This is a genomic window from Shinella sp. M31, from assembly GCF_049199205.1.
In the GTDB taxonomy this organism is placed as follows: domain Bacteria; phylum Pseudomonadota; class Alphaproteobacteria; order Rhizobiales; family Rhizobiaceae; genus Shinella.
In genome coordinates, this window is the sequence record NZ_JBLZPH010000012.1 from 78,985 (window position 1) to 101,114 (window position 22,130).

The following is a 22,130-nucleotide window of genomic DNA, read 5'->3' on the forward strand; positions in this document are numbered from 1 at the left end:
ATGAAGTCTGCTGATCATTCGGCGCTGGATGTTTCCCAGACTGACCTCCATGCCATGGCCTATACCGACCCGTTGACCGGGCTCGGCAATCTCTACCGCCTGCGTGACAAGGTTCGCCAGATCGCCAAGGAGCGTGAGGAGGACCCGGCACCCTTCGCCATCGGCATCGCCAATCTCGACGGTTTCAAGCCTATCAACGATCTGTTCGGCCCGCGCGCCGGCGACGAAATCCTCTGCCAAGTCGCCCATCGCCTCAAGGCCTGCATTCCCGACGGCGCCACCGTCACGCGCCATGGCGGCGACGAGTTCGCCTTCGTGCTGCCGCTGGTCTTCGAGCGCAAGGGCGCAGAAAAGATCGGCCAGATGCTGCGCGAGGTGCTGTCCGCCCCCTTCGATCTCGGCGACCGCAACGTGCGCCTCTCGGCGTCCTTCGGCTTTGCCATCTATCCCTTCGCGGGCGAGGATTTCACGGAGCTCCTGAAGAGCGCCGACACCGCGCTTTATCGTTCCAAGCGCCGCGGCCGCGGCCAGATCACCGTCTATTCGCAGGAAATCGCCCAGGAGATGAAGCGCGCGACGCAGCTCGAACAGGCGCTGCGCAATGCCATCATCGCCAATGAGGTGGACGTGCATTTCCAGCCGATCGTCAGCCTGCGCGACGACACCGTCGTGGGTTTCGAGGCGCTCGCCCGTTGGTGCGACGCCGATCTCGGCTATGTCTCGCCGGCACTGTTCGTGCCGCTCGCCGAAGAGCGCGGCTTCATCGATGCGCTGTCCGATACGTTGCTGCGCAAGGCGGCCGAAGCCGCACTTTCCTGGCCGAAGGAGCTGTTCCTCTCCTTCAACCTCTCCTCCGCCCAGTTGATGGATCCGAAGACGGCGTTCAACACGCTCGCCATCCTCAACCGCGTCGGGCTCGATCCGCGCCGGCTGGAGCTGGAAATCACCGAAACCGCCGTCATGACGGATGCGGATACGGCCCAGAAGATCGTCGGCGAGCTGCGTGCCGCGGGCGTCCGTATCTCGCTCGACGATTTCGGCACCGGCCAGTCGAGCCTCGGACGGCTTCGTGATTTCACCTTCGACAAGGTGAAGATCGACCGTGCCTTCGTCTCGCGCATCTCCAACGACAAGGCCTCCGAACATATCATCAAGGCGATCGTCGCCATGTGCGAAGGTCTCGATCTCGCCGTGGTCGCCGAAGGCATCGAGGATTTCTCCGAGGCGCTGAAGCTCAAGGCGCTCGGCTGCGGCATGGGGCAGGGCTATTTCTACGGCAAGCCGGCCGATGCCGTCGCCACCATGCGCTACCTCGCCGACCGCTACGTGGCGGTCGAAGGCCGCGCCGCCTCCGCCTGAGCCGTCCCTGAATATGTCACTTCCGTAAAATTGTCGGCTTCCACTTAGCGGGAACGAAAACACTCCCTGTCATGCTGCGGCTATAAAGAACAATTGGGGGTAACAGGGATGGCGACCGTTAAAGACATGCCCGTCAGGGGCAACGATCGTTCCAGGGTTCGTATTTTTGTCAATGTCCAGGTGATGCACCAGTCCTCGCGTGCCCGCGTCGTCGACCTCTCGCCGACCGGCATGGCCTTCGATCTCGAAAAGCCGATCCAGGCCATGCCCGGACAGATGGTGACGATCGAAAGCGAGGAGCTCGGCCGCCTCACCGGCACGGTGCGCTGGTATTCCAACGGCCGGCTCGGCATCCAGTACAAGCTCTCCACCAACGCACTGGCGCAGATCGCCTCCTATTTCCGCTTCTTCCATGAAGAGGTGAAGCCGGTGTTGAGACGGTAGGGAGGTCCTCAAGCCTTGCTTTCAAGAGTGCCGACCCTCTGACCCAGGACGTCGATGCTCTGCTCGATGCGCGAAAGCGAGCTTTCGATCGAGGTCTGGATGTTGGCCAGCGAACCGCCGAGTTCCATCTTGATCATCAGCTCGATATCGTCGCGAAGCTCCGTCTCGCGCCGTTCCACCCGTCGCGTCAAATCGTAGGTTCCTGTAACCAGCCGCATCATGTCTGCGACGTCCTTCCGCAGAGGGCGCAGTTCGTCCATCTGGATTTTTGCCTGCTTTGCAAGGAAATCGAGGCTGATTGCTTCGGTCTTCATTGGCGCATCCTTGAAACCTGTGTGCAATGTAAGCTTTCGCCGGGCAAAGTACAAATGTGCTGCGGCTCAGCTGCTGCCGGTAGGCCACTTCGCCTCGCGGCTCAGCCGCCCTTCCTCCACCAGCCAGTCGCGCACGCGGCGCGCCGGGCCGTTGAGCTCGCGTGAGCGCGGCCAGACGACGTAGAAGCCTTCGTCGAGTTCCAGCGAATGGCCGCCGACGGTGACGAGCGCGCCGGAGCGCACCTGTCCCTCGATGAGGTGACGCCAGCCCAGCGCCACGCCTTCGCCGGCCAGCACCGCCTGGATGACCAGTACATAATCGTTGATCGCAAGGCGTCGCGCCTGCGCGGGATACCGCACGCCGGCACTTGCGAACCATTCCGGCCAGTTGCAGGCCGCACGGACCGGCTCCTCCAGATGGATGAGGGGCAGCTTCAACAGCTCCTCCGGCGTCTTCGAATGCCCGCGGCTTTCCACGAAGGCGGGGCTCGCCACCGCCGTGATCACCTCCGGCGCCAAGAGGGCCGCATGGTAGCGCGGCCATTTTGCCGGATCGCCGCCGCGGATGCCCAGCGGGATCGTCTCTTCGTCGAGATCGAGGTCGCGCACGCTGGTCTGGATCCTAAGGTCGATATCCGGCAGGTCGGCGCGCAGCTTGGCTAGCCGCGGCAGCATCCACATCGAGGCGAAAGCGGTCGATGCCGACAGCGTCACATTGGCCTCGCGGCCTTTGGCGCGGATATCCTCGGCCGATTTCTGGATGCGCGACAGGCCGAGCGTCACATCAGCATGAAAGCGCTCGCCGGCATCCGTCAACTCCACGGCGCGGTGGATGCGGTGGAAGAGCGCGACGCCCAACTGTTCCTCCAGATTGCGCACCGCATACGAGACGGCTGCCTGCGTCATGCCGAGCTCATTGGCGGCGCGGGTGAAATTCTGGTGCCGCCCGGCGGCCTCGAAGATGATGAGGCTGGAGGCGGAGGGGAGAAGGCGGCGCAGGGTTTCCATAAATTGAGCTTATCGTGTCGAACAAATTTTTCCAGCGTTACAGCGCTGTTTTTCACGCTTAGCCTCACTTCCAATTATGGAGGTGATCATGGGTGTAGCAGCAACGATCGAAGCGCCGGCGCGGCGGGGCAGGGGCACGCGGCGCGACAATGCCGCAAAGCCGCTGGGCGTGCCCTATATCGTGCGCGGCATCCCGACCTACGACGTGCTGTCGGAGGAAAATCTCCAGAAGGTCGAGCGCGCGGCGGATCGCATCCTTGCCGAGGTCGGCATCGAGTTCCGCGACGATCCCGCCGTCATCGAGCACTGGAAGCGCGCCGGCGCCAAGGTGGACGGGCTCCTGGTGCGCTTCGAGCCCGGCATGTTGCGCGAGATCGTCTCCACGGCCCCCGCCGAATTCACCCAGCACGCCCGCAACCCCGCCAACAATGTGCAGATCGGCGGCAGGAACGTCGTGTTTTCGCCGGCCTATGGCTCGCCCTTCGTGATGGACCTCGACAAGGGGCGGCGCTACGGCACGCTGGAGGATTTCAGGAACTTCATCAAGCTCGCCCAGTCGAGCCCCTGGCTGCACCATTCCGGCGGCACGATCTGCGAGCCGGTCGATATCCCGGTCAACAAGCGCCATCTCGATATGGTCTATAGCCATATCAAATATTCCGACCGCGCCTTCATGGGCTCGATCACGGCGGAAGATCGCGCCGAGGATTCGATCGACATGGCGCGCATCCTGTTCGGTGCGGATTTCGTCGACAAGAACTGCGTCATCCTCGGCAATGTCAACGTCAACTCGCCGCTGGTCTGGGACGGCACCATGACCAAGTCGCTGCGCGCCTATGCCCGTGCCAACCAGGCGGCCGTCATCGTGCCCTTCATTCTCGGCGGCGCGATGGGGCCGGTGACGAATGCCGGGGCGATAGCCCAGTCCTTCGCCGAAACGCTGGCGGGCTGCGCGCTGACCCAGCTGGAGCGCAAGGGCGCGCCGGTCATTTTCGGCAACTTCCTCTCCTCCATGTCGCTGCGCTCGGGCTCGCCGACCTTCGGCACGCCGGAGCCGGCCATCGGCTCCATGGTGGTCGGGCAGCTCGCCCGCCGCCTGAACCTGCCGCTGCGCTGCGCCGGCAATTTCTCCAACTCGAAGCTGCCGGATGGGCAGGCCATGCAGGAAGGGCTGATGTCCATGCTGTCGGCCGTGCATTGCGGCGCGAACTTCATCCTGCACTCCGCCGGCTTCCTAGATGGGCTGCTCGCCATGTCCTACGAGAAGTTCGTGATGGATGCCGATCTCTGCGGCGCGCTGCATTCCTATCTGGCGGGTGTTGTCGTCGATGACAACACGCTCGCCATGGACGCTTTCCTCGAAGTCGGCCCCGGCAGCCATTTCCTCGGCTGCGACCACACGATGCGCAACTACCAGACGGCGTTTTGGGATTCGACGCTTTCCGACAACGAGCCCTTCGAGAAGTGGAGCGAGGAGGGCGGCTCGACCGACATCGCGACGCGCGCCAACCGGCAATGGAAAAAGACGCTCGCCGAATACGAGGCCCCGCCGCTTGACGTAGCGATCGACGAGGCGCTGCGGGATTACATGGAGCGCAAGAAGGCCGCGATGGCCGACGCCTGGTATTGAAGACATGAAAAACCCGGTGGCGCAGGGAGCGCCACCGGGCTGGAGGTCAGAAGGCTGGGGCTTATTCAGCCGGCTGGGTCGTGGCCGGAGCCGTGCCCTTGTCGGTCGTCGACGCGGTCGTCGAATTGTCGACCGAGGTGTTGGCCTGGCGTTCGGCGACCTGCTGCGACTTGGTCTTGAATTCCGGCGCAGCCTGCAGGCTTTCGGCGGTTTCCGTGGTCGTCAGCTTGACGTCGTCGGAATCCGGAACCTGCGTGATCGCGATCTTCTCGAACGGAACGGCGACCCACTTTTCACCGATACCCAGGAAGCCGCCGACACCGATGATGGCAGCGTCGATACCGCCGCTCTTTTCCATGATCAGGTCGGAAATCTTGCCGATGCTCTCATCGGCGCTGTTGTAGACAGCCTGGCCGATATAGGTGTTGGCGCTGATCTGCTCATCCGACTGGGCCGTCAGGTAGTCGCCACCGGCGGCCGGAGCCTGGGCGGTGTCTTCCGTGGCGGTACCCGTTGCCGGGGTCTGAGCCGTATCCTCGGTTGCCGTGCCGGTGGCCGGCGTCTGGGCCGTGTCTTCGGTCGGCGTCGTGGAAGGGTTGGCGGCGGTATCGCCCGGGGTCGTGCCCTTCGTGGCGTCACCGGTCATGCCCGGTTGCTGCTCCATCGTCTGGGTCTGGTCGGTCGCGGGCTTGGTGGTGTCCTGCGCATAGGCCGCGGGAGCAAGGGCCGCACCGAGGAAAATGGCACTGGCGGCAACGGAAGTAAGAAGCTTGTTGGTCATTTGGAACCTGCCTTTTCGTCTCTCGTTGGCATCAAGGCGCGGCGGTGTTTGAAAGGCCTCCGCACCCGTCGATGTCTGGAAAACGACGACCCCCGGGTTTGGTTCCGATAAAAATTGCCTTCTTTTTGATCTGGCGGATACTTAAGCTATGCATAAAAAACGGCTCCGGATCGGCAAATCCGGAGCCGCGGGATTGTTTTTCGCGTGATCGGGTGCTGTCTCAAATCAAGAATTTCGGCTCGAACCGGCCCTTGACGGCAATGCCGAGTTCGAAGGTCTTGCCGGCATGGGGATCGGCAAGCCGGGCGGCTTCATCCATGTCCGCCCAGGCCGATGTCACCAGCAGGCGGTCCGCCTTCGCGCCGATGAAGGCCGGGCAGCTGGACTGCGTGGCCGGCACGCTGTAGCGCGCAACCTTCGTACCATCGGGCTTGTAGACATCGACCGCACCCTGGCCCCAGCGGGCGTTCCAGATGAGACCATCGGCGTCGCAGACCGAACCGTCCACATCGCCCGGCTCGCCGCTTTGATCGGCCAGCACCTGGGGTTCGCCAGAGGGCAGGCCGGTTCTCGGATCCAGCGGCACGCGCATGATCCTGTTTACGGCGGAATCGACGAAATAGCCGGTGGCGCCGTCCGGCGAGAAGCAGATACTGTTGGCAATGGTGACATCGGCAAACAGCTTGGTGACCGTCGTGCCGGCCACGTGATAGATCGCGCCGGAATGCTTTTGCGCCGTGCGGCCCATCGTGCTCGCCCAGAGCGCGCCGGAGGGGTGCACGCGACCGTCGTTCGACCGGTTTTCGGCCTTGTCCTCCAGCTTCGCGAAGGGGGCGAGCGTGCCGTCGGCGACGCTGCGGATGAACAGGCCCTGGTCGGAAACGATGAGCTGGCGTTCCGCATCGATGACGGCAAGCACGCTGCCCAGGAAAGGCAGGTCGTGCACGGTCTTCTTCAGGGTCGCGAGCTGCAGTTCGTGCAGCTTCTTGCCCTTGATGTCGAACCAGAACGCCGTGTCGCTCGCCGGATCGTAGGTCGGGCCTTCGCCGAGCTGGCAGTCGACCGCATCGAGGATGCGGCCGGTGAAGGAATGGCTGTCGGTCATCGGCTGGCTCCATAAACGGCGTCATAGGCTTCGATCGTGATCCTGGCGCGCGCCCGCACCTCGTCGGCGCCCATGCCGACCTTGTAGAGGCTGGAGCCGAGGCCGAAGCTGCGGATGCCGATGGCCGCATAGTCGGCAAAATTCTTTTCCGACACGCCGCCGACGGCCGCGATCTCCAGTTCCGCCGGCAGAACGGCGCGGATGGCCTGGATGCCGGATGGGCTAAGCACGCTGGCGGGGAAGAATTTCAGGCCCGTCGCGCCGGCGCGGGCTGCAGCCAGCGCCTCGGTCGGCGTGAAGACGCCCGGCATCGTCACCATGCCCTTGGCGGCGGCCGTCGCGATGACGTCGGGCTCGACATTCGGGCTCACCATCAGCTTGCCGCCGACGGCATCGAGACGGTTCACGTCCTCCACCGTCAGCACGGTGCCGGCGCCGATCAGGTAGCCGTCCGGCGCCATCTTCGCGGCGATCTCGATGGACTTGAACGGCTCGGGCGAATTGAGCGGGATTTCGATGGCGGTAAAGCCGGTCTCGATCAGCGCGCCGACCACGGCTTGCGTCTCGCTCGGCTTCAGTCCGCGCAGGATGGCGATCAGCGGATATTTCATCGGGGGAAAGGGAATGCGGCTCATCTGTCTGCTTTCGTAGGGAGGAATTAGAGGGACCAGAGCGCTTTCGCACCCGCGGCAAGGCCGTTGCGGACGGCCGTATCGGCATCGATGACGACGGGCGTAAGGCCGGCGGCGGCAAGGGCTTCGCCATAGAGCGTGCCGAGCCCACCGGAAACGACGAGGGCGACCGGCGTGCCCGCGGCAACCAGCGACAGCGCGCCGGCAATCTCCAGCCCGATCAGCGTACCGGAGAGGCGGGCCTTGGCATCGTCAGGTTTGAGGCCTGCGATCAAGGCGCCGGCCCGCACGGAAAACAGCTGGCTCGTCGCCAGCGCCGGGGTCCTCACCATGCGGCTGACGGCGGCGCGGAAGGCATCGCTGCCGCCGGAGACCGGGCCGGCCTCGGCAATCGAATGGCTGAGGATGGTGTTTTTGGCGACGGCGTCAAACAGCTCGCCCGTCATGAAGGTCGAGAAGCCCTCGACCCGGCCGCCCGAGAGGCGCACCCATTTGCTGTGCGTGCCGGGCATGCAGACGAGGTGATCGCCATTGCCGAGTTCGCCGGCCGCGCCGAGCAATTGGGTTTCCTCGCCGCGGATGACATCGGGTGCGGCCGGATCGCGCTGGGCGAGGCCGGGCAGGATGCGGATATCGGCCTCGACGCCGGGAATGCACACGGCGGCGGCAGGAATGTCGAGAAGGGCGGCAGGTGTGTCGAGATAGCCGGCCTCGACCCAGCCCTGCTTTGCGCCGGCCATCCCGCAGATCAGGACGGGCAGGTTTTTCGGCGCGGCGGTGGCCGAGAGGTGGCTGTTCAGGACCTCTGCAAAACCCATGCGGGCGGCGGTCGTCATGCCTTCGCCGCTGCGGCGTTCGGCAAGCACCCCGCCATCTTTGCCGATGAGCCAGAGGCGGAAGCTGGAGGTTCCCCAGTCGACCGCGACGTAAGCGGGTTCAGTCATCAGAGCATGCCTCCATCGACAATCAATGTTTGCGCGGTGATGGCGGCGGATGCATCCGACGCCAGAAAAAGACAGGGGCCGACCAGATCATCGGCGATCAGCGAGCGCTTGAGGCACTGCCGCGCAATGCCGCCGGCGATGTCGGCCTCGTCGATCCACAGGCGCTTCTGGCGTTCCGTCAGCACCATGCCGGGCAGGATGGCGTTGACGCGAATGTTGTCCGGGCCGAGCCTGCCGGCGAGCGATTTCGTCAACCCGACGATGCCGGCCTTCGCCGCCGCATAGCCGGGAAGCTCGCCCATGTTGAGCAGATAGGCGATGGAGGAGAAATTAACGATCGCCCCGCCGCCGGCCTTCTGCATATAGGGCGCGACGGCCTGGGCGGCGAAGAAATGGTGGCGGAGGTTGACCGCCTGGTTCTCGTCCCAATCGTCGGGCTCGACGGTCTCCAGATCGTGCCGGTCGTCGCGTGCGGCGTTGTTGACGAGGACGCGCAGGCCGCCGAGCGCATCGGCCGCCTCGGCAATGGCCGTACGCAGCGCCGCAATATCGCGCAGGTCTACCTTTATATAATGAGGACGGTGCGCGACCTTACCGTCGAGGTTTGAGACGAGCGCCCGGCTGTCCGTTTCGGCGATGTCGAGGAAGGCGACGCGGGCACCCTGCGCGGCGAAGCCGGCCACCAGGGCAGCCCCGATGCCCGAGCCGCCGCCGGTGATAAGCACGCCCTGTCCGACGAGGTCGGGATAACGGCCGGCCATGGGTTTCTCCAAAATGTTCCACTATTTGGAACCGAGTTTGATTATTCGGAATTATTCCGCTAGCCTGGTCGCAAGTCAAGCATGCGAGGTGCGGCACGATGGAAATGGAGCGGGACGGCGAGGGCGGTACGGGCACGCTCGGAAAAGCGATGGCTGTTCTCGAAACGGTGGCGCTTTCGGACCGCCCGCTGCGTTTTACCGATGTGCTCGCCGTCAGCGGCCAGCCGCGCGGCACGCTGCATCGCCAGCTTTCCCATCTCGTGCAGGAAGGGCTTCTGGAGCTGCGGCCCGACCACGCCTATGTCCCGGGCCTTCGCCTGCTCAAGCTCGCCTCGGCAAGCTGGGCCCGCAACGAAATCCGGGCTGTCGCCGCGCCCTTTCTGGAGGCGCTGCATCGGCAGACCGGCGAGACTGTGCATTTCGGCGTGCTGCGCGGCCGGGAGATCATCTATCTCGACAAGGTCGAGAGCCGGCAGGCGGTGCGCATGAATTCGCAGATCGGCAATGCCTCGCCCGCCTTCTGCACCGGTGTCGGCAAGGCGGCGTTGTCCACGCTCGACACCGCTGCGCTGGAGGCGGTTCTGGCCGGCATGGAATTCCGCCGGTTTACCCCGCACACGATCACCGACCGGCTCTCCTTCATCGCAGAGCTCGACCGTATCAGAAAGAGCGGTATCGCCTTCGACCGGGAAGAGCACGAGCCGGGCATCCGCTGCGTCGCCGCGCCGGTTTTCGATGAAAGCCGCTCGCTGGTGGCGGGCGTTTCGGTGACGGGACCGGCCTACCGCGTCAGCGAGGCGCAGCTTTCGGAATGGGCGCCGCTGGTGGGCGAAGCGGCCCGTGCAATCATGGGAGACCTGTCCGCGCGCCTTGGTCCGCAACGGTAAGTCGTGGTGAGTGGTCCGTAAATGGTCACACGGTTGTCTTGTGCCCCCATTTTACGGTAAATTAGAAAATCGCGCTGGACGTGGATGGGGGCCGCCATTAGCTTCCGTGACGACCAGCGCCGCAGTTGCGTCGCTTGCCGCGAACTTGAGCGCGGGTCATCGAACATACTTGCATTGGGATACGGGGGTTCCTGAAGCAAGCAGTGCATTGTGTCGGCAGGGCCTGCCGCGCGGGTGCGTGCGTTGCTGAAGGAAGGTTGGACATGGCGGATCGATTCCATACGATATCTGCGCAATCCCAGACACGCTGGGGCCGTGCCCCGCTGGACATGGGCTCGCAGGACGATGTTGCTGAAAAGCTCGAGGGTCTCGCCCGGCGTTTTGGCCTGCGCGGCTACCTGCTGATCAATGTTCCCTCGGAAACCTCCACGGATTTCTCGTCGAACGTGCTGATGACGTCCTGGCCGGACGAGATGCTGAAGACCTATGACCATGCCGGCCTGATCTTCGGAAGCCCCGTTATCGAGCGTCTGCGCCAGAGCACCAACCCCTTTACCTACGATGCAGACGGCACCAATCGCCGCCGCACCGATGGCAAGGCGGCGATTGCGGCCTCCCTCTTCGAGAAACACGGTATGATGCGCGGCGCCTATTTTCCCGCGCACAATTCCGCCGGCCTGCGCGGGGCGCTGGCTTTCGGCGGCACGCGTGAAGCGCTCAATCCGCGGGAGATGGCCGAACTCAATGCCATGGCCAATCTCATCTTCACCGAAGTCGTCGAGTTGAAAGCTGCCGCGGGGCAGAACGTGACCCTGTCGCGACGCGAGGTCGAATGCCTGTCCTGGGCCTCGGCCGGCAAGACGAGCGTTGAAATGTCCGAAATCCTCGGCCTCTCGGAATATACGGTTAATCATTATCTGAACCGGGCGACCCGCAAGCTCGATGCGGTCAACCGGGTCCAGGCGGTCGCCAAGGCGATCCGCGCCGGCCTTTTGAACTAATGCATAAAAAACACCTTGAGATAATCTGGAATGCGCACGGTCCCGCTCCAAATGCCCAAGGCGACAAAAGAAATGCGGGGAACAATGACAACGGATGAAACGAGCGGCGGTGAAAACCAGCTCCAGGACGACGGCAGCGAGATCGCGGCCCTTGAGACCCAGTTCGACATCGTGCGCTACATGCGGCGCAAATGCGAACAATACGGTCTGAAATATTTTATTGTCTTCACGCTGCCCGGCTTCGAGGCAGAAAAACTCTCGGCCTATTCCATCGTCAGCAACTGGCCGCAGGAAATCATCGGCAAATACGACGCGCTGCGCATGGTGCGCCACAGCGCCGGCATCCGCAAACTGCGGCTGACGACGGTGCCGTTCACCTACGACATGCGCGAGTGGATCGGCGAATCCTCCGAACAGACGGATTTCACCGAGCTGCTCGATGTGATGAACGGTCACGGCATGCTCGTCGGGCACTTTTTTCCGGTGCACGACGCGCTCGGCAATCGCGGCGCGATCGTCTGGGGCGGCGACAATGCGTCGCTCAGCCGCGATGACCGGCTGATGCTGCAGATGATCTCCGTGCACCTCTTCAACCGGCTGGCCGAGATCGGCGCTGCCTGGAAGTCGGGGCAGGTGGTGCTCACCGAGCGCGAGATCCAGTGCCTCAGCTGGACGGCGGCGGGCAAGACTAGCCTGGAAATCGCCGAAATCCTCGGCCTCTCCGAGCACACGGTCAACCACTACCTCAACCAGGTCACCCGGAAGCTGGAGGCGGTCAACCGCACCCAGGCCGTGGTGAAGGCGATCCGCCGCGGGCTGATCGCCTAGGTTCTTGCCTTCAGGCAGGGATGCCGCTGTTTATCGCTGGTAAATTCGTTTGGCGGCTGCCTTTTCGTGCACTATCTACGAAGGCTGCGGGCCAATCCCGCGGCAGGTGGATGAGGATTTCATGACGGACGTAAGCAAGGAACAGGTGCTGGAACGGCTGCGCTCGGTGCGCGGTCCTGACATGGACGGCAACATCGTCGATCTCGGCATGGTTTCCGACGTCTTCATTTCCGACGGCAAGGCCTATTTCTCGATCACCGTGCCGGCAGAACGTGCCCGCGAGCTCGATCCCATGCGCGCCGCCGCAGAGCGCGTCGTCAAGGAAATCCCCGGCATCAAGGCGGCCATGGTGGCGCTGACGGCCGACAAACGCGCCGCGACCGGCCCCGCCGCCGCCCGCGCGCCCGCACCCCCGCCGCCGGGCCGGGGTGCTGCCGATCACAGCCATGCCGGCCACAATCATGCGGGCCACGCCCACGCCGCGCCCGGTCAGCCGCAGCAGCGCGCCAAATCGGGCATTCCCGGCGTCGGCGCCATCATCGCGGTCGCCTCGGGCAAGGGCGGTGTCGGCAAGTCGACGACCTCGGTCAACCTCGCGCTGGCGCTGAAGGCGAACGGCCTGCGCGTCGGCATTCTCGATGCCGATATTTACGGCCCTTCCATGCCGCGCCTCCTGAAGATTTCCGGCCGCCCGCAGCAGATCGAGGGCCGCATCATCAAGCCGATGGAAAATTACGGCATCAAGGTCATGTCGATGGGCTTCCTCGTCGACGAGGAGGTGGCGATGATCTGGCGCGGGCCGATGATCCAGTCGGCGCTGATGCAGATGCTGCGCGAAGTCGCCTGGGGCGATCTCGACGTGCTCGTCGTCGACATGCCGCCCGGCACGGGCGACGCCCAGCTCACCATGGCCCAGCAGGTGCCGCTTGCCGGCGCCGTCATCGTCTCCACCCCGCAGGACCTCGCGCTGATCGATGCCCGCAAGGGTCTCAACATGTTCTCGAAGGTCGAGGTGCCGGTGCTCGGCATCGTCGAGAACATGAGCTATTTCATCGCGCCGGATACCGGCAACCGCTACGACATCTTCGGCCATGGCGGCGCGCGCAAGGAGGCCGAGCGCATCGGCGTGCCCTTCCTGGGCGAGGTGCCGCTGACCATGGACATCCGCGAGACCTCGGATGCCGGCACGCCCGTCGTCGTTTCCAACCCGGAAGGGGCGGCAGCCAAGACCTATCGCGCGATCGCCACCCGCGTCTGGGAAGAGCTGGAGGCCATCAAGGGCAAGGGCGCGCGCGGTGCACCCGCCATCGTCTTCGAATAGCCGAACTTTTCCTGTGTCCGGGCGTTCCGGCTGGTAACTTGATTTTTATGTTGCGCCGCGCAATATGCGCGGCCGACCGCTGATGGTGGCGTCCAATCACGCGCGATTGCGCGAGGGAGTGTGAGCGATGGTCCGTTCCGGAGCCATTCGCCGGTGATCACGGTTTTCCGTCCCAATGGCAAGGCGCTTGCTTTGCCCACAGAGACCGATTCTGCCGCCGCCGACGCTCTTGCCGGCGCCGTCTGGGTCGATCTCGATACGCCGACGCGCGACGAGGAATTGCTGATCGAGCGGGTGCTGGGCCTTGAAATACCGACCCGTGACGAACTCAAGGACATCGAGCCGTCGAGCCGCCTCTATACCGACGGCGCCCACACTTACATGACCGCGTCGCTGATCGTGAAGGCCGAGGGCGATCTGCCCCACCTGACCGATGTCGGCTTCATTCTGACCGCCAGCAAGCTTCTGACGGTGCGCTATGCCGAGCCACGCTCCTTCGTCCTGTTCAAGAGCGCGATGCCCCGTATCGCGGGCGGCTGTTCCACGTCGACGGTCATGCTGACGCGGCTGCTCGAAACCATCGCCGACCGCACCGCCGAAATCCTCGAGATCGCGGTGTCGCGCGCCGACAAGCTGTCGCTGGAAGTGTTCGGCGAAAACCGGCACCTGTCGCGCCGCCCGCCGCGCTATCTCGAAGACCGCGTCGTGCAGGTCTCGGCCCTGCACCGGCTGCTCGCCAAGGCGCGCGACAGCCTGATGTCGCTGTCGCGCATGCTGACCTTCCTTCATGCGCTGCCGGCGCTGCAATCCGACCGCGCGAGCCTCGAGCTCTGCCGCACCGTTCAGCGCGACGTGCAGTCGCTGCTCGAGCACGCCAATTTCGTCGCCGGAAACATCACCTTCCTGCTCGATGCCTCGCTCGGCCTCATCAGCCTCGAGCAGAACGCCATCATCAAAATTTTCTCGATTGCTTCGGTCGTGCTGCTGCCGCCGACGCTGATCGCCTCCATCTACGGCATGAACTTCGAGTTCATGCCGGAATTGCACATTGCCTATGCCTATCCGCTGACGCTTGCGGGGATGGTTCTCTCGGCAATCCTTCCGTTCTATTTCTTTCGCTGGAAAGGCTGGCTCTAGAGCCTGATCGCCCCATGCAACCACATGCCGGTAGCGCACCGCACACCCAAAGCCGGGCGCGCACGCTGTTTCTGCTCTCTCTTGGTTCCGTCGGCGTCGTCTATGGCGATATCGGCACCAGCCCGCTTTATGCCTTCCGCGAGGCGTTGCGCCCGGTCGCCCATGACGGCATCCAGCGCGTGGAGGTCGTCGGCCTCATCTCGCTGATGATCTGGACGCTGACGATCATCGTCACGCTCAAATACGTGCTCTTCCTGCTGCGCGCCGACAACCACGGCGAGGGCGGAACGCTGTCGCTTCTGGCGCTGCTGTCGAAGACGGCGGGAAACCACGCCCATATCCTGTTCTTCCTGGGCGCCATCGGTGCCGCGCTCTTCATCGGCGATGCCATGATCACGCCGGCCCTCTCGGTTCTCTCCGCCGTCGAGGGCCTGGAATTGGTGACACCGACGCTCGGCGATTATGTCGTGCCCATCTCCGTGGTCATTCTCGTCGCGCTGTTTGCCGTGCAGTCCTGGGGAACGGCAGCGGTTTCCAAATTCTTCGGGCCGATCACCGCCGTCTGGTTCATCGTCATGGGCGTCGCCGGCCTCAATCACATCAGCGACGATCTGGGCATTCTTGCGGCCTTCAATCCCTATTACGCCGTCGTTTTCATGCTCAACGAGGGCTATGTCGGCCTCGTCGTGCTCGGCGCCGTCTTCCTGACGGTGACGGGGGCCGAAGCGCTTTATGCGGACCTTGGCCATTTCGGCCGTCGGCCGATCCAGTGGGCGTGGTTCTGTCTGGTGTTTCCGGCGCTGACGCTCAATTATCTCGGTCAGGGCGCGCTGGTGCTTGCCCATCCCGAGACGATCGCCAACCCGTTCTTCCTGATGTTCCCGAAATGGGCGCTGCTGCCGGTCGTCATCCTCGCGACCTTTGCAACCGTCATCGCCAGCCAGGCGGTCATCACCGGCGCCTTCTCGCTGACGCGCCAGGCCATCCACCTCGGCTTCCTGCCGCGCATGGAAATCTATCACACCTCGGAAACCCAGACCGGCCAGATCTATCTGCCGGGCGTCAACACCGTGCTGCTGTTCGGCGTGATGCTGCTCGTCTTCATCTTCGGCTCGTCCGAATCGCTGGCGACGGCCTATGGTATCTCCGTCACCGGCGCCATGGTGGTAACGACGGTGCTGGCCTTCGAATTCCTGCGCAAGCGCTGGCGCTGGAAGCCGCTCGCAGCCGCCGCGATCCTGACGCCGCTCTTTCTGCTCGAACTCACCTTTCTCGGTGCGAACCTGCTCAAGGTGCATGACGGCGGCTATGTGCCGGTCATGATCGCCGGTGCGGTCGTCATCCTGATGTGGACCTGGACGCGCGGCACGCGCATCCTGCGCGACAAGACCCGGCGCATCGAAGTGCCCCTGCCGGCCTTCATCAAGTCCGTGGAAAAGCAGAGTGCGCATGCCCCCGTGCAGGTCACCGGCACGGCGATCTTCCTGACGAGCGATCCGGATTTCGCGCCCGCAGCACTCCTGCACAACATCAAGCACAATCACGTGCTTCACGAGCAGAACTTCATTCTGACGGTCAAGACGGCCAACACGCCACGCGTCACGCGCGCCGAGCGCTTCAAGGTCGAGAAGATCTCCGAACGCTTCTCGCGCATCGAAATGCATTTCGGCTTCATGGAAACGCAGAACGTCTCCAACGCGCTCGGCCTGATGCGCAAGGCGGGCCACAAGTTCGACATCATGTCGACCTCGTTCTATCTCGGCCGGCGCAAGCTCGTGCCGGATGCCCAATCCGGCATGCCGATGTGGCAAGACAGGCTGTTCATCGCCCTCGCTAACCTCGCCACCGACCCCTCCGACTATTTCCGCCTGCCGACCAACCGCGTGGTCGAGCTCGGTTCGCATGTCGTGATCTGACGCAAATGTGAAGGGGAGGTGACCGCCTCCCTCAAAGCGGTTTATCAGCATTAACCAACCATCAAGGTTAATGCTTCATTTTACCCTGAGAACGAGCCGTCAAGAGGCCCGTGCTTCGGCGCGGATAGGCTCCCTACGAACATTCCGGGCAGGAAACACACGCCGATCAAAACCGGCGCGGGAGCCTGCACGCGCATCAGGGTGCGGAGTAGTCAGTTGCGTAAGCGTAGCATTCGTCATGCAGGTGCAGGCCGTTTCTTCGCGTATCTGAAGCGGGAATGGAAAATCCCCCTGGCACTGGGCCTCGGCATCGCCGCCGTCCTGCCCACGCAGGCCGCCCATACGGACCTTGCCACCTATCTCGCCGGCCTCAACCGCAAGGGCGGCAACCAGACCATGGTGCTGACCCGCTCGCCCGCCGGCTCCGTCCACGAAATCGAGATCGAATTCGCCGATGCGATGATCACCGGCGGCGTCGAGAATGGAGCAGGGGTGCAACTCCCCGACGGTATGCAGGCGGCGCTGCGCAGCGAACACAAGGGCCAGGGCGAAATTCCCGACGAGGACCGCGTCAATCGCCGCGACAAGAAGGGCCGAATCGTCGCCGTCATGCCCGTCCTGCCGCCGAAGGATTTCACCGCGGGCTCGATCCTCGAGCGCACCAGTTCGCTGCTCTCGCCGGTTTTCGACACCGGACAGCGCATGGCCTTCGCCAAGGCGGAGATCAAGGGCAAGGAAATTCAGATCGCCACGGCCTTCTACAAGAAGACACCCGTCCGCAAGGATATCGGCGTCTCCTCCGCCATCGCCGAACTCGTGACCAGCGACAAGGCCGATGTCCTCGCGACAGCTTATGCCCGCGTCGAGCCCGATTATGCGCGGGAATCTCCCTTCGATTCGATCCTGAAGCCGAAGGAGGACGTCGGCCGCTTCATTCCGGATATCGCGCCGGATGACCACGCCTGGGCGGCAAGCGTTCTGCCGGCGGAAGTGTTCTCCGCCAAGGAGCAGAAGTGCCTTGCGGAAGGCATCTATTTCGAGGCGCGCGGTGAGGAGCTGAAGGGCCAGGCCGCCGTCGCGCAGGTCATCCTCAACCGCGTGCGTAACCCATCCTATCCAAAAACCATCTGCGGCGTCGTCTACCAGAACGAAAACTGGCGGGGCCGCTGCCAGTTCTCCTTCGCCTGCGACCGCATTCCCGACCTGATCCTCTCGCCCTGGCACTGGAAGACCGCCAAGGAAATCGCCATGGCCGTCACGGCCGGCAAGATCTGGATCGACGAAGTCGGCTCCTCCACCCATTACCACGCGACCTATGTGAACCCGCACTGGGGCCGCACGATGAAGCGCGTCGCCAAGATCGGCAAGCATATCTTCTATCGCACCTATGGCGGGGGCTGGAGCTGAGGCTTCTGCTTTCGCGCTGGGGTGAGTCCGCACCCTTGCGCAGACGATTCCCGGGACGAGAAGTCGCGGGTCGCGCGCGATTCCTCGCAAATCATTGATTTATCTTAATATATTTGACGCTGCACAAAGCTTCGCCATGCCTTGACTATGCGGGCACCTAAAACTATGTTGCGGCCGACTTCGAAAGGGGTCGGTATGGCTTGAATCCTAGCCTTCAATATGTCCGCAATGGGGCGAAAGCGCCGCGGAGAGAGAAATGGGAAGCGCCATGGCCGACGATCAAAAGGGAAGTCTGGAAGACCGGCTGAAGCGCCTGGACGCGGAACTCGCGGACAAGCGCAAGACGGATGGGGCGGAGGAAGCCGCCGAGGCAAGGGCAGCCGCGAGCCGATCGGGTTACGCAGTCGCCATGAAGCTCTCGAGCGAGTTTGTCGCAGCCGTCATTGTCGGGGCGCTTCTAGGCTATCTTTTGGACCATTTTGCGGGTACAGGGCCGTGGGGGATGATCGTTCTTCTTCTCCTCGGCTTCAGTGCCGGCGTTCTGAACGTCATGCGCGCGGCAGGCATGGTGGCATCGCCCCATCCCGTCGACAGGCTGGCGGGGCGGGAGCTCCAAAAGCCGGCGAGCGGACGCGACGAGACCGAAACGAGGGATGACGCCTGACGGCGGAATTCCACATAGGGTGACTTCCGCCGCAAGGCGGGCAAGCGAAAGAGATAAACGGTGTCCAACGATCCGACCCACCAGTTCCTGGTCAACAAGATTGTTCCGATCGAAATCGGCGGTATCGATTTCTCGTTCACCAATGCCTCGCTCTTCATGGTCGCCACCGTCGCGGTCGCCACGGGCTTCCTCTATTTCACGACCGGCCAGCGCGGCCTGGTTCCGAGCCGCATGCAGTCGGTCTCGGAAATGTCCTATGAATTCATCGCCTCCATGCTCCGGGAAGGGGCGGGCAGCCACGGGATGAAGTTCTTCCCGTTCGTCTTCTCGCTCTTCATGTTCGTGCTCACCGCGAACCTGCTCGGCATGATGCCGTACTTCTTCACCGTCACCAGCCAGATCATCGTGACCTTCGCGCTTGCGCTGCTCGTCATCGGCACGGTCGTGGTCTATGGCTTCTACAAGCACGGTTTCGGCTTCCTCAAGCTCTTCGTGCCGTCGGGTGTTCCCGGCGCGCTGCTCCCGCTGGTCGTCTCGATCGAGGTCATCTCGTTCCTCTCGCGTCCGATCAGCCTCTCGATCCGTCTCTTCGCCAACATGCTGGCGGGTCACATCACGCTCAAGGTTTTCGCCGGCTTCGTTACCTCGCTCAGCGCCCTCGGCGCCGTCGGTGTCGCCGGTGCGATCCTGCCCCTTTTCATGACCGTCGCTCTGACCGGTCTCGAATTCCTCGTGTCGTTCCTGCAGGCTTACGTCTTCGCAGTTCTGACATGCATGTACCTGAACGATGCCGTGCATCCGGGTGGTCACTAAGGAAAAAGTCGCCGGCGCTCTCGGGCGTCGCTCATAAGCCGCAACAACCCATTCAAGGAGTTCAACATGGAAGCGGAAGCAGCAAAGTACATCGGCGCAGGTCTTGCCACGTTCGGTCTCGCCGGTACGGCTCTCGGCCTCGGCAACATCTTCGGCAACTACCTGGCCGGCGCTCTTCGCAATCCGTCTGCTGCTGACAGCCAGTTCGGCCGTCTCGTATTCGGCTTCGCCGTTACGGAAGCTCTGGGCATCTTCTCGCTGCTCATCGCTCTCCTCCTCCTCTTCGCCGTCTAAGATCGGCTGAGGACTGGACCATGGCCCTTGCGGGCCGTGGTCCATCGTACGTTTCGTACATATCTGAGAGTGCCCCCTGGAGGTCAGCATGTCTGTGACCTTGGCATCGGCCGAGTCCACCCCCTTCGAAATCGCCCAGGCGGAAACTCCTGCGGATACGCATGAGACCCCTGCGGATACGCATGCGGCTCAGCCGGCAGGCGAAGTGCACACCGAAACGGGTGTTGCCCATGGTGAGGAAGCCGGTTCCGGCGTATTCCCGCCTTTCGACCAGACCACGTTCGCATCGCAGCTCCTGTGGCTTGCGATCACCTTCGGTCTTTTCTACCTTCTCATGTCGAAGGTCGTTATTCCGCGCATCGGCGGCATCCTCGAGACGCGCCATGACCGCATCGCGCAGGACCTCGACGAAGCATCCCGCCTGAAGGCGGAAGCCGACGCCGCGATCGCCGCCTACGAGCAGGACCTCGCATCCGCCCGTGCCAAGGGCAATGGGATCGCTTCGGCCGCCCGCGACGAAGCCAAGGCCAAGGCCGACGCTGAACGCGCCAAGATCGAAGCCTCGCTGCAGGACAAGATCGCCGGTGCCGAAACCCGCATCGCCGAAATCAAGGCCAAGGCGCTTGCCGATGTCGGCACGATCGCCGAGGAAACGACGACCGCTCTCGTCGAGCAGCTCATCGGCTCCAAGGCCACCAAAGCCGAGATCGCTTCCGCCGTGAAGTCGGTCGCAGGCAAGTAAGGGAGGTTTCGATGCACTTCGACGCAACATTCTACGCCTTTGTCGGCCTCCTGCTGTTCCTTGCCCTCATTGCCTACCTCAAGGTTCCCGGCATGATGGCCAAGGGTCTCGACGCTCGCGCCGAGAAGATCCAGAACGAGCTGGCGGAAGCCAAGCGTCTGCGCGAGGAAGCCCAGCACCTGCTCGCCGAATACCAGCGCAAGCGCAAGGATGCCGAGGCGGAAGCTGCCAGCATCGTCGCTGCCGCCGAACGCGAAGCAAGCGCGCTGACCGCCGAAGCCAAGCAGAAGACCGAAGAATACGTCACTCGCCGCACGGCGCTGTCGGAACAGAAGATCAAGCAGGCGGAAGCCGATGCGATCAACGCGGTGCGCGCCGCCGCCGTCGACCTCGCCGTTGCCGCCGCCGAAAAGGTGATCGCTTCGAAGTCCGACGCCGCCACCGGCAAAGCCCTCTTCGACAACGCCATCAGCGAAGTGAAGACACGCCTCAACTAAGCGGTTTTCATGGAAAGATTTGAAAAGGCCGGGCGCCATGTGGCCCCGGCCTTTTTCGTTGTGTGCAAGGCGGATCAGGCCTCCGGCCGGGGCGTTTCGGCGATCTCGCGCTCGGTGAGGATACGGTCGATCAGGCCCCATTCCAGCGCCTCCTCGGCTGTCATGAAGCGGTCGCGATCCATCGCACGCTCGAATTCCTCGAAGCTGCGCCCGCAATGATCGGCGTAGAGCCGGGTCATGCGATGTTTCGTCCTGCGGATCTCCTCGGCATGAATAAGCATGTCTGAGGCCTGCCCCTGGAAGCCGCCAAGCGGCTGGTGAATGAGGATGCTGGCATTGGGCAAGGCGGCCCGTGTGCCCGGTTCGCCGGCCATCAGTAGGAACGAGCCCATCGAACGCGCTGTGCCCATGCAGAGCGTGTGAACGGGCGCGCGGATGTAGCGCATGGTATCGTACATCGCAAAACCGCTGGTGACGACGCCGCCCGGCGAGTTGACGTAAAGCTGGATGGGTTTCGTCGGGCTCTCGGCTTCGAGGAACAGCAATTGTGCGCAGACGAGCGCCGACATGCCGTCGTTCACCTCGCCATTGAGGAAGATGATCCTTTCCCGCAGAAGCCGGGAATAGATATCGAAGGAGCGTTCGCCCCTCGCTGATTGCTCGACCACCATAGGGACGAGTTGCATCGCTTCGCGCATCGGCGAACTCCTGTCATGTTGATTGGTGTGGGAAGGTTATGTCAGGCGGCGCGCATCAGCGTGAGCCTGTTGTCGTTCGTGGCTTGCGGCTGCGTGAGCCTTGCATCGCTGAGGCCGTGAACGATGAGGAGCGTGGTTCCACCCCGTTCGTTGGGGCTGAGGTGAAACGTCACGAGGCTTTCGAGATGGGGCGGTTCGTCATCCTGCAGCCTGTAGCGGACCACTTCTCCCGGTACGGTGGAGACCGGCGCGCTGTCGAGGAGTTGGCTGTCCGGCAGCCAGCGTTTGCGAAACTCGGCAATGCCGATGGCCCGCCAGACCTTTTCGGGCGGCGCATCGAGATCGTATTCCAGGACGAGGTCTGTCGCCGGCCGGTCCGATGTTTTGTCACTCACTGGTCCATCTCCTTCAGCAAAGTCTTCAGGGCATCGATGCGGGCAGGCCAATAGGCGCGATAGCGTGCGAGCCACCCGGCAATCCGTGCAAGGCCTTCCGGATCGACCTGGTAGTTCACGAAACGCCCTTGCCGTTTCTCGCACACCAGGCCCGCGCCGCGCAGCACCGCCAGATGCTGGGACATCGCCGGTTGGCTGATCTCCATGCCCTCGCGCAGTGCACTGGCATTCATGGCGCCGTCCGCCAGCTTCTCGAAAATCGCACGGCGGGTCGGGTCGGCCAGAGCCTTGAAAATCTCATTCTCGATCATGCAATCAGATAAGCACGGACTTATCTGATTTGCAATGGCAATAGAGAGGCGGCGAACGATAGCACCGCGCTCGGTCAGTCCTGCCGCAGGGGCCGAAAACTCATGCGGTGAAGGCGACAGGGGCCAAGCGTCTGGATGGCGGTGCGATGGATCTCGGTGGCATAGCCGGCATGGATAGCGAAGCTGTAGCCGGGGAAGGTGGCTTCAGCGCGCGCCATCATACGGTCGCGGGTGACCTTGG

General features: G+C 63.3%; 25 protein-coding genes and 1 pseudogene. 15 read left to right on the forward strand and 11 right to left on the reverse strand.

Translation table 11 applies throughout. The annotated features are described in order from the left end of the window. Together ACOZKU_RS02435 and ACOZKU_RS02440 are read left to right on the forward strand one after the other, a co-directional pair. Positions 1-1,359, forward strand: a complete 1,359-nt coding sequence (locus ACOZKU_RS02435; protein WP_314093505.1) for a putative bifunctional diguanylate cyclase/phosphodiesterase — start codon at positions 1-3, stop codon at positions 1,357-1,359. 108 nt (positions 1,360-1,467) lie between these two features. Further along, entirely contained in the window at positions 1,468-1,803 is a 336-nt protein-coding gene (locus tag ACOZKU_RS02440) for a PilZ domain-containing protein (RefSeq protein WP_421577512.1), read from the forward strand. An 8-nt stretch (positions 1,804-1,811) separates the two neighbouring features. On the opposite strand, the gene ACOZKU_RS02445 is transcribed toward ACOZKU_RS02440, so the two are convergent. Beyond that, the gene (locus ACOZKU_RS02445) at positions 1,812-2,117 is read right to left on the reverse strand and encodes a hypothetical protein (RefSeq protein WP_421577513.1); all 306 of its coding nucleotides are present in this window, start codon (positions 2,115-2,117) and stop codon (positions 1,812-1,814) included. A gap of 66 nt (positions 2,118-2,183) precedes the next feature. Beyond that, positions 2,184-3,125: a LysR substrate-binding domain-containing protein gene (locus ACOZKU_RS02450; protein WP_421577514.1), complete on the reverse strand. Its 942-nt coding sequence runs from the start codon at positions 3,123-3,125 to the stop codon at positions 2,184-2,186. Positions 3,126-3,213: 88 nt separating this feature from the next. Here ACOZKU_RS02450 and ACOZKU_RS02455 point away from each other — a divergent pair, with 88 nt between their 5' ends. Continuing rightward, a complete protein-coding gene (locus tag ACOZKU_RS02455; RefSeq protein ID WP_421577515.1) occupies positions 3,214-4,755 on the forward strand; it encodes a trimethylamine methyltransferase family protein in 1,542 nt (513 codons plus the stop codon). A 61-nt stretch (positions 4,756-4,816) separates the two neighbouring features. Here ACOZKU_RS02455 and ACOZKU_RS02460 read toward each other — a convergent pair whose 3' ends face one another. The 5 genes from ACOZKU_RS02460 to ACOZKU_RS02480 form a co-directional block, all read right to left on the reverse strand. Further along, entirely contained in the window at positions 4,817-5,536 is a 720-nt protein-coding gene (locus ACOZKU_RS02460; protein ID WP_421577516.1) for a PRC-barrel domain-containing protein, read from the reverse strand. 220 nt (positions 5,537-5,756) lie between these two features. Further along, positions 5,757-6,641: an SMP-30/gluconolactonase/LRE family protein gene (locus tag ACOZKU_RS02465; RefSeq protein WP_421577517.1), complete on the reverse strand. Its 885-nt coding sequence runs from the start codon at positions 6,639-6,641 to the stop codon at positions 5,757-5,759. Continuing rightward, positions 6,638-7,276: a 2-dehydro-3-deoxy-6-phosphogalactonate aldolase gene (locus ACOZKU_RS02470; protein ID WP_421577518.1), complete on the reverse strand. Its 639-nt coding sequence runs from the start codon at positions 7,274-7,276 to the stop codon at positions 6,638-6,640. Before ACOZKU_RS02470 ends, ACOZKU_RS02465 begins: the two co-directional genes overlap by 4 nt. A 23-nt stretch (positions 7,277-7,299) precedes the next feature. Beyond that, on the reverse strand, positions 7,300-8,217 hold the full coding sequence (locus ACOZKU_RS02475) for a 2-dehydro-3-deoxygalactonokinase (protein WP_421577519.1): 918 nt from the start codon (positions 8,215-8,217) through the stop codon (positions 7,300-7,302). Then, positions 8,217-8,978, reverse strand: a complete 762-nt coding sequence (locus tag ACOZKU_RS02480; RefSeq protein WP_421577520.1) for an SDR family NAD(P)-dependent oxidoreductase — start codon at positions 8,976-8,978, stop codon at positions 8,217-8,219. The genes ACOZKU_RS02475 and ACOZKU_RS02480 overlap by 1 nt, the downstream gene beginning before the upstream one ends. A 104-nt stretch (positions 8,979-9,082) precedes the next feature. On the opposite strand from ACOZKU_RS02480, the gene ACOZKU_RS02485 reads away from it, so the two are divergent. The 12 genes from ACOZKU_RS02485 to ACOZKU_RS02540 all read left to right on the forward strand — a co-directional run bounded on the left by ACOZKU_RS02485 (position 9,083) and on the right by ACOZKU_RS02540 (position 20,485). Further along, positions 9,083-9,865 (forward strand): IclR family transcriptional regulator, encoded by a 783-nt coding sequence (locus ACOZKU_RS02485; protein WP_421577529.1) that lies wholly within the window; start codon positions 9,083-9,085, stop codon positions 9,863-9,865. A gap of 263 nt (positions 9,866-10,128) precedes the next feature. Then, entirely contained in the window at positions 10,129-10,866 is a 738-nt protein-coding gene (locus ACOZKU_RS02490) for a helix-turn-helix transcriptional regulator (RefSeq protein WP_421577521.1), read from the forward strand. Between the two features lie 84 nt (positions 10,867-10,950). Continuing rightward, positions 10,951-11,694 carry a LuxR family transcriptional regulator gene (locus ACOZKU_RS02495; protein WP_314093520.1) on the forward strand — a complete coding sequence of 248 codons (744 nt, stop codon included), beginning with the start codon at positions 10,951-10,953 and terminating at the stop codon, positions 11,692-11,694. Between the two features lie 121 nt (positions 11,695-11,815). Beyond that, positions 11,816-13,015 carry an Mrp/NBP35 family ATP-binding protein gene (locus ACOZKU_RS02500; protein WP_421577522.1) on the forward strand — a complete coding sequence of 400 codons (1,200 nt, stop codon included), beginning with the start codon at positions 11,816-11,818 and terminating at the stop codon, positions 13,013-13,015. A 153-nt stretch (positions 13,016-13,168) separates the two neighbouring features. Further along, a complete protein-coding gene (locus ACOZKU_RS02505; RefSeq protein WP_421577523.1) occupies positions 13,169-14,152 on the forward strand; it encodes a magnesium transporter CorA family protein in 984 nt (327 codons plus the stop codon). Between the two features lie 14 nt (positions 14,153-14,166). Further along, positions 14,167-16,068 (forward strand): potassium transporter Kup, encoded by a 1,902-nt coding sequence (locus ACOZKU_RS02510; protein WP_314087159.1) that lies wholly within the window; start codon positions 14,167-14,169, stop codon positions 16,066-16,068. 231 nt (positions 16,069-16,299) lie between these two features. Then, positions 16,300-17,475, forward strand: a complete 1,176-nt coding sequence (locus ACOZKU_RS02515; protein WP_421577530.1) for a cell wall hydrolase — start codon at positions 16,300-16,302, stop codon at positions 17,473-17,475. A gap of 268 nt (positions 17,476-17,743) precedes the next feature. Next, positions 17,744-18,139 carry an AtpZ/AtpI family protein gene (locus ACOZKU_RS02520; protein ID WP_314087160.1) on the forward strand — a complete coding sequence of 132 codons (396 nt, stop codon included), beginning with the start codon at positions 17,744-17,746 and terminating at the stop codon, positions 18,137-18,139. A gap of 60 nt (positions 18,140-18,199) precedes the next feature. Next, a complete protein-coding gene (locus ACOZKU_RS02525) occupies positions 18,200-18,952 on the forward strand; it encodes a F0F1 ATP synthase subunit A (RefSeq protein ID WP_117368643.1) in 753 nt (250 codons plus the stop codon). Between the two features lie 66 nt (positions 18,953-19,018). After that, a complete protein-coding gene (locus ACOZKU_RS02530) occupies positions 19,019-19,246 on the forward strand; it encodes a F0F1 ATP synthase subunit C (protein WP_117368645.1) in 228 nt (75 codons plus the stop codon). 88 nt (positions 19,247-19,334) lie between these two features. Further along, complete coding sequence (locus ACOZKU_RS02535; protein ID WP_421577524.1) at positions 19,335-19,988, forward strand: F0F1 ATP synthase subunit B; 654 nt, start codon at positions 19,335-19,337, stop codon at positions 19,986-19,988. Between the two features lie 11 nt (positions 19,989-19,999). Next, complete coding sequence (locus tag ACOZKU_RS02540; RefSeq protein WP_421577525.1) at positions 20,000-20,485, forward strand: F0F1 ATP synthase subunit B; 486 nt, start codon at positions 20,000-20,002, stop codon at positions 20,483-20,485. A gap of 74 nt (positions 20,486-20,559) precedes the next feature. Here the strand turns inward: ACOZKU_RS02540 and ACOZKU_RS02545 are convergent, their stop codons facing one another. From ACOZKU_RS02545 to ACOZKU_RS02560, 4 genes and pseudogenes are all read right to left on the reverse strand, one after another. Further along, entirely contained in the window at positions 20,560-21,183 is a 624-nt protein-coding gene (locus ACOZKU_RS02545; RefSeq protein WP_421577526.1) for an ATP-dependent Clp protease proteolytic subunit, read from the reverse strand. A gap of 41 nt (positions 21,184-21,224) precedes the next feature. Continuing rightward, on the reverse strand, positions 21,225-21,578 hold the full coding sequence (locus ACOZKU_RS02550) for an SRPBCC domain-containing protein (RefSeq protein ID WP_314087166.1): 354 nt from the start codon (positions 21,576-21,578) through the stop codon (positions 21,225-21,227). Beyond that, on the reverse strand, positions 21,575-21,889 hold the full coding sequence (locus tag ACOZKU_RS02555) for an ArsR/SmtB family transcription factor (RefSeq protein WP_421577527.1): 315 nt from the start codon (positions 21,887-21,889) through the stop codon (positions 21,575-21,577). The genes ACOZKU_RS02550 and ACOZKU_RS02555 overlap by 4 nt, the downstream gene beginning before the upstream one ends. A gap of 74 nt (positions 21,890-21,963) precedes the next feature. Beyond that, a pseudogene (locus ACOZKU_RS02560) lies at positions 21,964-22,130 on the reverse strand (ribonuclease HII); the annotation flags it as partial.